The 6,547-nt window shown below is 67.8% G+C and carries 7 protein-coding genes; 6 read left to right on the top strand and 1 reads right to left on the bottom strand.

Features of this window, described 5'->3' with window-relative positions; genetic code table 11:
* Window positions 1-52: 52 nt before the first annotated feature.
* Window positions 53-943: a hypothetical protein gene (locus GX543_RS17060; RefSeq protein WP_290853662.1), complete on the bottom strand. Its 891-nt coding sequence runs from the start codon at window positions 941-943 to the stop codon at window positions 53-55.
* 219 nt (window positions 944-1,162) lie between these two features.
* On the opposite strand from GX543_RS17060, the gene hpt reads away from it, so the two are divergent.
* From hpt to folK, 6 genes are all read left to right on the top strand, one after another.
* Window positions 1,163-1,726 (top strand): hypoxanthine phosphoribosyltransferase, encoded by a 564-nt coding sequence (gene hpt / locus GX543_RS17055; RefSeq protein ID WP_290853661.1) that lies wholly within the window; start codon window positions 1,163-1,165, stop codon window positions 1,724-1,726.
* Between the two features lie 195 nt (window positions 1,727-1,921).
* The gene (ftsH, locus tag GX543_RS17050; RefSeq protein WP_290853660.1) at window positions 1,922-4,249 is read left to right on the top strand and encodes an ATP-dependent zinc metalloprotease FtsH; all 2,328 of its coding nucleotides are present in this window, start codon (window positions 1,922-1,924) and stop codon (window positions 4,247-4,249) included.
* 121 nt (window positions 4,250-4,370) lie between these two features.
* A complete protein-coding gene (folE, locus tag GX543_RS17045) occupies window positions 4,371-4,937 on the top strand; it encodes a GTP cyclohydrolase I FolE (RefSeq protein WP_290853664.1) in 567 nt (188 codons plus the stop codon).
* 53 nt (window positions 4,938-4,990) lie between these two features.
* The gene (gene folP, locus GX543_RS17040; protein WP_290853663.1) at window positions 4,991-5,836 is read left to right on the top strand and encodes a dihydropteroate synthase; all 846 of its coding nucleotides are present in this window, start codon (window positions 4,991-4,993) and stop codon (window positions 5,834-5,836) included.
* On the top strand, window positions 5,829-6,239 hold the full coding sequence (gene folB, locus GX543_RS17035) for a dihydroneopterin aldolase (RefSeq protein WP_290853659.1): 411 nt from the start codon (window positions 5,829-5,831) through the stop codon (window positions 6,237-6,239). The genes folP and folB overlap by 8 nt, the downstream gene beginning before the upstream one ends.
* Window positions 6,236-6,547, top strand: a 312-nt coding sequence (gene folK / locus GX543_RS17030) for a 2-amino-4-hydroxy-6-hydroxymethyldihydropteridine diphosphokinase (protein WP_290853658.1), incomplete at its 3' end; no start/stop codon positions are given. The genes folB and folK, both read left to right, overlap by 4 nt.

The raw sequence follows: 6,547 nt of genomic DNA, 5'->3' as shown, positions 1-6,547 counted from the left end.
GCGGCGAGTGCCCAGGTGATCCGGTTCGGGTGAATCGGTTCCGGGGACGGAGTCAGGTGACGATCGCGGTGACAGTCGGCTGAACGTCAGCCGGTGACTGGGTGGTGGGTGCGGTCGGCACGGGTGCCTGCGTGGTCGGTGTGCCAGGGCCAGGCGTCGGGGTTGCCGGGGCGGGCGCCGGGTCCTTCGGAGTGGTCGGTGCCGGTGTCTGCGTGCTCGGGGTGCTCGGTGCCTGCTGGGGATTCGGCGCGTGCGGCGGCGTCTCGGTGACGTGTTCGAACGGCTTGCTGATGTTGTTGAAGTAGGCGATCACCGCCGCGGCGGCCACGCCGCCGACCATGATGACGCCCACTCCGGCGCCTGCGGCCGCGCCCAGCGGGATGCCGGCGAAGAAGCAGCCGAGCGGACCGGCCGCCAGGCCGAGCAGGCAGCCCGCGGTGCCGCCGATGATCGCGCCGATCGCCGCACCGATCACCGTGGTGACGGTGCCGCCGGTGGCGACCTCCTTGTTGAGGCGGTTCAGTGCGGCGTCATCGCGTTCGTTCTTGTTGCGGTAGCCATCCTCATCGGCGACCTTCGTCTTCTTCAGGAAGACGGGATCGGTCGCCGTAGACCGGGCGGGGTTGCGAGACGGGGTCAGCGTGGCGCTGCGGCCGGTGATCGCGACGTCGACCGGGTAGGTGCGATCGTCGGGTGCGACGAACTTCAGCGGGACCTTCTCGAGGATGGTCCCCAAGCCGTCGCGGAACACCAGGAACCCGGACTCCTTACGGAGCGACCCGGAGTCGATCTTGACCGTCACGTTGCCGATTCCGCTGGTGACGACGGCCTCGGTCTCACCTGCGTTCGGTGCGGCGCCCGCGGGGCCGGCCCAGAAGGGCAACGCGGTGACGATGGCGAGTACGGCGATGAACACCCCTCGAACGACCTTGCGACTGATCATGATTTCCCTCCCAAAAACACCGAACCGTGTCCGGCGTCATGCCTTGATGAGGTAGAACGTGCCAGACAGACCGTCCCGAGCGACAGCCCGAGACGGCAGTACTGCGCGGAATCGACGCTGTGGGCCGATTTCCGGCACGAAATCCGTCCTGAGCGGCGACGACAGCCAGTTCGGCAAACCCGCGGTCACGGCGTGGGGCGTTCGTGGGAAGCTAGATGCGTGGAGCGCGACGATTGCTATGGCGACGACATCGAAGAAGTCCTGATCACTCAGGAGCAGATCCAGGCGCGGACGGTCGAAATGGCCCGTGCGGTCGGGGAGCGGTACAAGGACCGGCCGGACGATCTCGTCCTGATCGGTGTCCTCAAGGGTGCGGTCATGTTCATGACCGACTTTGCGCGAGCGCTGGAGATCCCGTCGCAGCTCGAGTTCATGGCGGTCTCGAGCTACGGCTCGTCGACGTCGTCGTCGGGTGTGGTGCGGATTCTCAAGGACCTCGATCGCGACATCACCGACCGCGACGTGCTCATCGTCGAGGACATCATCGATTCGGGCCTCACCCTGTCGTGGCTCATCAAGAATCTCGCGACGCGCTCGCCGCGGTCGCTGGAAGTGGTGACCCTGCTTCGCAAGCCCGACGCGGTGCGCGCGACGCTCGAGGTGGCCGACGTCGGCTTCGACATCCCCAACGAGTTCGTCGTCGGGTACGGACTCGACTTCGCCGAGCGCTACCGCGACCTGCCGTACGTCGGACGCCTGCACCCGTCGGTCTATTCAGACTGATTCCTCGGCTGCAGGAACACTCAGGGCATGCCGAGCGTTGTGTGTTCAGTCGGCGGGCCCTGTCGACGATCGAACGTCGCTGGCGGTTCGACGGCCCGCTACAGGTAGCCTCGTATTTTGAGCTGACGGGAAGGACAACGGGCGCGGCGGCGTGATGGATCCCCAGCACATCGACCACTGCCCTCGCGTACACGCATGAACCGCAAGACACTGTTCCGGAATCTGGCCATCGTGGCCGTCATTCTGTTCGCAATCTGGGGATTCTCCATGTTGCGTAGTTCCGATCGCGAGTACACCGATGTCGATACCTCGGTGGCGATGACCCAGCTCGACAAGAAGAACGTGAAGTCGATCCAGATCGACGACCGCGAGCAGCGGCTCCGAGTGGAGCTCAACACGCCGATCAAGGTCGACGACACCGAGGCGACCAAGATCCAGACGCAGTACCCGGCGCAGGTGACCAGTCGGATCTTCAACACCGTCGCGGAAACCGGTGCCGAGTACCAGACCAACGTCACCAAGGACTCGGGCATCTGGCAGTCGATCCTGATCTTCATCCTCCCGATGGTGATCCTGTTCGGTCTGTTCCTGTTCGTGATGAGCCGCATGCAGGGCGGCCGCGGCGGCGTGATGGGCTTCGGCAAGTCGAAGGCCAAGCAGCTCACCAAGGACATGCCGAAGACGACGTTCGCCGACGTCGCGGGAGCGGACGAGGCCGTCGAGGAACTCGATGAGATCCGTGACTTCCTGCAGAACCCGGCGCGCTACCAGGCACTCGGCGCCAAGATCCCGAAGGGCGTGCTTCTCTACGGTCCGCCCGGAACCGGTAAGACCCTGCTGGCGCGCGCGGTCGCGGGCGAGGCGGGAGTCCCCTTCTTCACCATCTCCGGCTCGGACTTCGTCGAGATGTTCGTCGGTGTCGGCGCCTCGCGCGTCCGTGATCTGTTCGAGCAGGCTAAGCAGGCCAGCCCCTGCATCATCTTCGTCGACGAGATCGATGCGGTCGGCCGCCAGCGCGGCGCAGGCATGGGCGGTGGCCATGACGAGCGCGAACAGACGCTGAACCAGTTGTTGGTCGAGATGGACGGCTTCGGCGACCGCTCCGGCGTCATCGTGATGGCCGCGACCAACCGACCAGACATCCTCGACCCGGCACTGCTGCGGCCGGGACGCTTCGACCGCCAGATCCCCGTCACGAACCCCGACATCGCGGGTCGCCGGGCGATCTTCGCAGTGCACGCCAAGGGCAAGCCGATCGCCCCGGACGCCGACCTCGACGGCCTGGCCAAGCGGACACCGGGCATGTCCGGCGCTGATCTGGCCAACGTGATCAACGAGGCTGCGCTGCTGACCGCCCGCGAGCACAAGAACGTCATCACCGGCGAGGCGCTCGAAGAGGCCGTCGATCGCGTGGTCGGCGGGCCGCGCCGCAAGAGTCGGGTGATCAGCGAACACGAGAAGAAAGTGGTCGCGTACCACGAGAGCGGCCACACGCTCGCCGCGTGGGCGATGCCCGACCTCGACCCGATCTACAAGGTCACCATCCTCGCGCGCGGACGCACGGGCGGTCACGCACTGGCGGTCCCCGAGCAGGACAAGGACGTCATGACGCGGTCGGAGATGATCGCGCGCCTGGTGATGGCGATGGGCGGTCGTGCCGCGGAGGAACTCGTCTTCCGCGAGCCGACCACCGGTGCTAGCTCGGACATCGACCAGGCCACTAAGATCGCCCGCGCCATGGTCACCGAGTACGGCATGAGCGCCAAGCTGGGCGCGGTTCGTTACGGCCAGGAACAGGGCGACCCGTTCCTCGGGCGCGGGATGGGCTCGTCGCCGGAGTACTCCTCCGGCGTAGCCGCCGAGATCGACGAGGAGGTGCGCAACTTGATCGAGGCTGCGCACACCGAGGCATGGGCAATCTTGAACGAGTACCGCGACGTGCTCGACGTCCTCGCCGGCCAGCTGCTGGAGCGAGAGACGCTGGTCCGCAAGGACCTGGAAGTGATCCTGGAAGACGTCGTCAAGCGTCCGCGCATCACGAAGTTCGACGTCTTCGGCGAGCGCGTCCCGAGCACCAAGCCGCCGATCAAGACCCCGGGCGAGCTGGCCATCGAGCGTGGCGAGCCGTGGCCGCCGGTAGAAGAGCCGGTGCCGGTGCCCGCGCCGCAGGCACCCGTCTACGGCGCGTCTGCGGGCCAACCCCAGAACGGCCAGCCTCCCCAGTACGGTCAGCCCCAGCCCGGTCAGCCGCACTACGGCCAGCCTCCCCAGTCCGGTCAGCACCAGTACGGTCAGCCGCAATACGGCCAGCCCTATGGCGCTCCGCAGTACAGCCAGCCACAGCCGGGGCCGCAGGATCAGCCTCAGCAGTACGGGGCTCCCCATCCCGGGGCTCCTGCGGAGCAAAACGGTGCGCCGACCGGCGGCCACCCCACTCACGGCACCCGCCCGGATTACGGGGCTCCGCGCGACTGGTCGGCTCCCGGCTGGCCGCCGGCGGACGATTCGCGCGACGGTCAGTAAAGGAGACCAGAGAAAGATGACGGGCATCGATGTGAGCGGCGGCGCCGACCTCAACGGCAGCACGGGTCTGAACGGCGTCCACGCCGTCGACGCGGTGACGGCACCGTCGCCCAGCGGCGAGATGGTGTTCGATCAGGAGCGTGCCGAGGCCGCCGTTCGCGAGTTGCTGCTGGCTGTCGGTGAGGATCCGGATCGCCCGGGTCTGCAGCGGACGCCGCACCGCGTCGCGAAGGCCTACCGCGAGATGTTCGCGGGACTGTACTGCGATCCGGATGAAGTCCTCGCGACCGTCTTCGACGAAGACCACCAGGAATTGGTGCTCGTCAAGGACATCCCGATGTACTCCACCTGCGAGCACCATCTGGTCTCGTTCCACGGGGTCGCCCACGTCGGTTACATTCCCGGTGAGTCGGGCGAGGTGACCGGCCTGTCGAAACTGGCGCGCGTGGTCGATCTGTACGCGAAGCGTCCCCAGGTGCAGGAGCGTCTCACCAGCCAGATCGCTGATGCCCTGGTGCGTAAGCTGAACCCGCGCGGAGTGATCGTCGTGATCGAGGCCGAGCACCTCTGCATGGCGATGCGCGGCATCCGCAAGCCCGGCGCCAGCACTACCACGTCTGCGGTGCGCGGCCTGTTCAAGACCAGTGCGGTATCCCGCGGCGAAGCCCTCGACCTCATCACCCGGTGAGTCCTGACCGTTCGGCCACCGACCGAACCGACGAGTACGGCCGCACCCTGGTGATGGGTGTGCTGAACGTGACCGCCGACTCGTTCTCCGACGGCGGACGATTCCTCCAGGTCGAGAATGCCGTCGCGCACGGGCTGGACCTGTTGGCCGCGGGCGCGGACATCATCGACGTCGGGGGCGAGTCGACGCGTCCGGGCGCGGTCCGAGTCGATCCGATCACCGAATCGGCGCGAGTGGTACCGGTGATCCGCGAACTCGTCGCCGCCGGCGCGCGGATCTCGGTCGACACCATGCGTGCCGCCGTCGCTGCCGATGCGCTCGACGCCGGTGCGGCGCTGATCAACGACGTCTCCGGTGGTCGTGCTGACCCCGACATGGCTCGGGTCCTGGCCGACGCGGGCGTGCCGTGGATACTGATGCACTGGCGGCCGTCCGGTGACTCGCCGGGCGACGACCGTCACTTCACGCACCGTGTCGACGACGCGGGCGGCTACCGCGACGTGGTGGCCGAGGTCTCCGGCGAACTGCTCGGGCAGGTGGACGCCGCCGTGGCGGCGGGCGTCGATCCCGACCAGCTCGTCTTGGATCCGGGGCTGGGTTTCGCCAAGACCGCCGACCACAACTGGGCGCTTCTGCACGCGCTGCCGACCCTCGTGGGTCTGGGCTTCCCGGTGTTGATCGGCGCGTCGCGCAAGCGTTTCCTCGGTACGCTGCTGGCGCGCGATGGTGTCGATCGGCCGCCGGCCGGCCGCGAGGTCGCGACCGCGGCGATCTCGACGCTGTCGGCGGCGGGCGGCGCCTGGGGCGTCCGAGTGCACGACGTCGCGTCCAGCCGCGACGCGATCGAGGTCGCCACCGCCTGGCGCGGCGGCGGACAGAGAGGCAGGGAACATGGCTGACCGAATTGAACTGCGCGGACTGCGCGTCCGCGGCAACCACGGCGTGTTCGACCACGAGCGCCGCGACGGCCAGGACTTCATCGTCGACATCACCCTCTGGCTCGACCTGCAACCGGCGGCGGCCAGCGACGACCTCGACGACACCGTCGACTACGGCGTCCTGGCGCAGACCGCACACGACATCGTCGCGGGCACGCCGCGCAACCTCATCGAGACGGTCGGCGGCGAGATCGCCGACGCAATCATGGACGACCCGCGAATCTCGGCGGTCGAAGTGGCCGTCCACAAGCCGTCTGCGCCGATTCCGTTGACCTTCGACGACGTCGCCGTCGTCACCCGCCGATCGGTCAAGACGCGGTCGGTGGCGGCCGCCAGAGCAGCGGCGGGGGAGCAGGCACCGTGACCTCCCGGGCGGTGCTGTCGGCGGGATCGAACATCGGCGACTCGCGTGCCCACCTCGCGAGTGTGGTCGCGGCACTCGGCGACGACCTCCGCGCGGTCTCGGACGTCTATGCGACGCCCCCGTGGGGCGGCGTGGAACAAGACGACTTCGCGAACATCACCCTCATCGCCGAAGCCGAGCTCACGCCGATCCAGTGGTTGGAGTTCTGCTGGGAGCTCGAACGCGCGGCCGAACGCGTGCGTGAGGTTCGCTGGGGTCCGCGCACCCTGGACGTCGATGTGGTGGCGATAGAGGTGGATGGCGTCCCG

It is taken from the genome of Gordonia sp. (in: high G+C Gram-positive bacteria) (assembly GCF_012515855.1).
GTDB lineage: Bacteria > Actinomycetota > Actinomycetes > Mycobacteriales > Mycobacteriaceae > Gordonia.
This window is presented reverse-complemented; position numbering and strand designations above follow the sequence as displayed.

Excerpts from the sequence above, each read along its gene's own strand:
- GX543_RS17060 (WP_290853662.1), bottom strand. The coding sequence starts at position 943 with ATGATCAGTCGCAAGGTCGTTCGAGGGGTGTTCATCGCCGTACTCGCC.
- ftsH (WP_290853660.1), top strand. The coding sequence starts at position 1,922 with ATGAACCGCAAGACACTGTTCCGGAATCTGGCCATCGTGGCCGTCATT.
- folE (WP_290853664.1), top strand. The coding sequence starts at position 4,371 with ATGGTGTTCGATCAGGAGCGTGCCGAGGCCGCCGTTCGCGAGTTGCTG.
- folP (WP_290853663.1), top strand. The coding sequence starts at position 4,991 with ATGGGTGTGCTGAACGTGACCGCCGACTCGTTCTCCGACGGCGGACGA.
- folB (WP_290853659.1), top strand. The coding sequence starts at position 5,829 with ATGGCTGACCGAATTGAACTGCGCGGACTGCGCGTCCGCGGCAACCAC.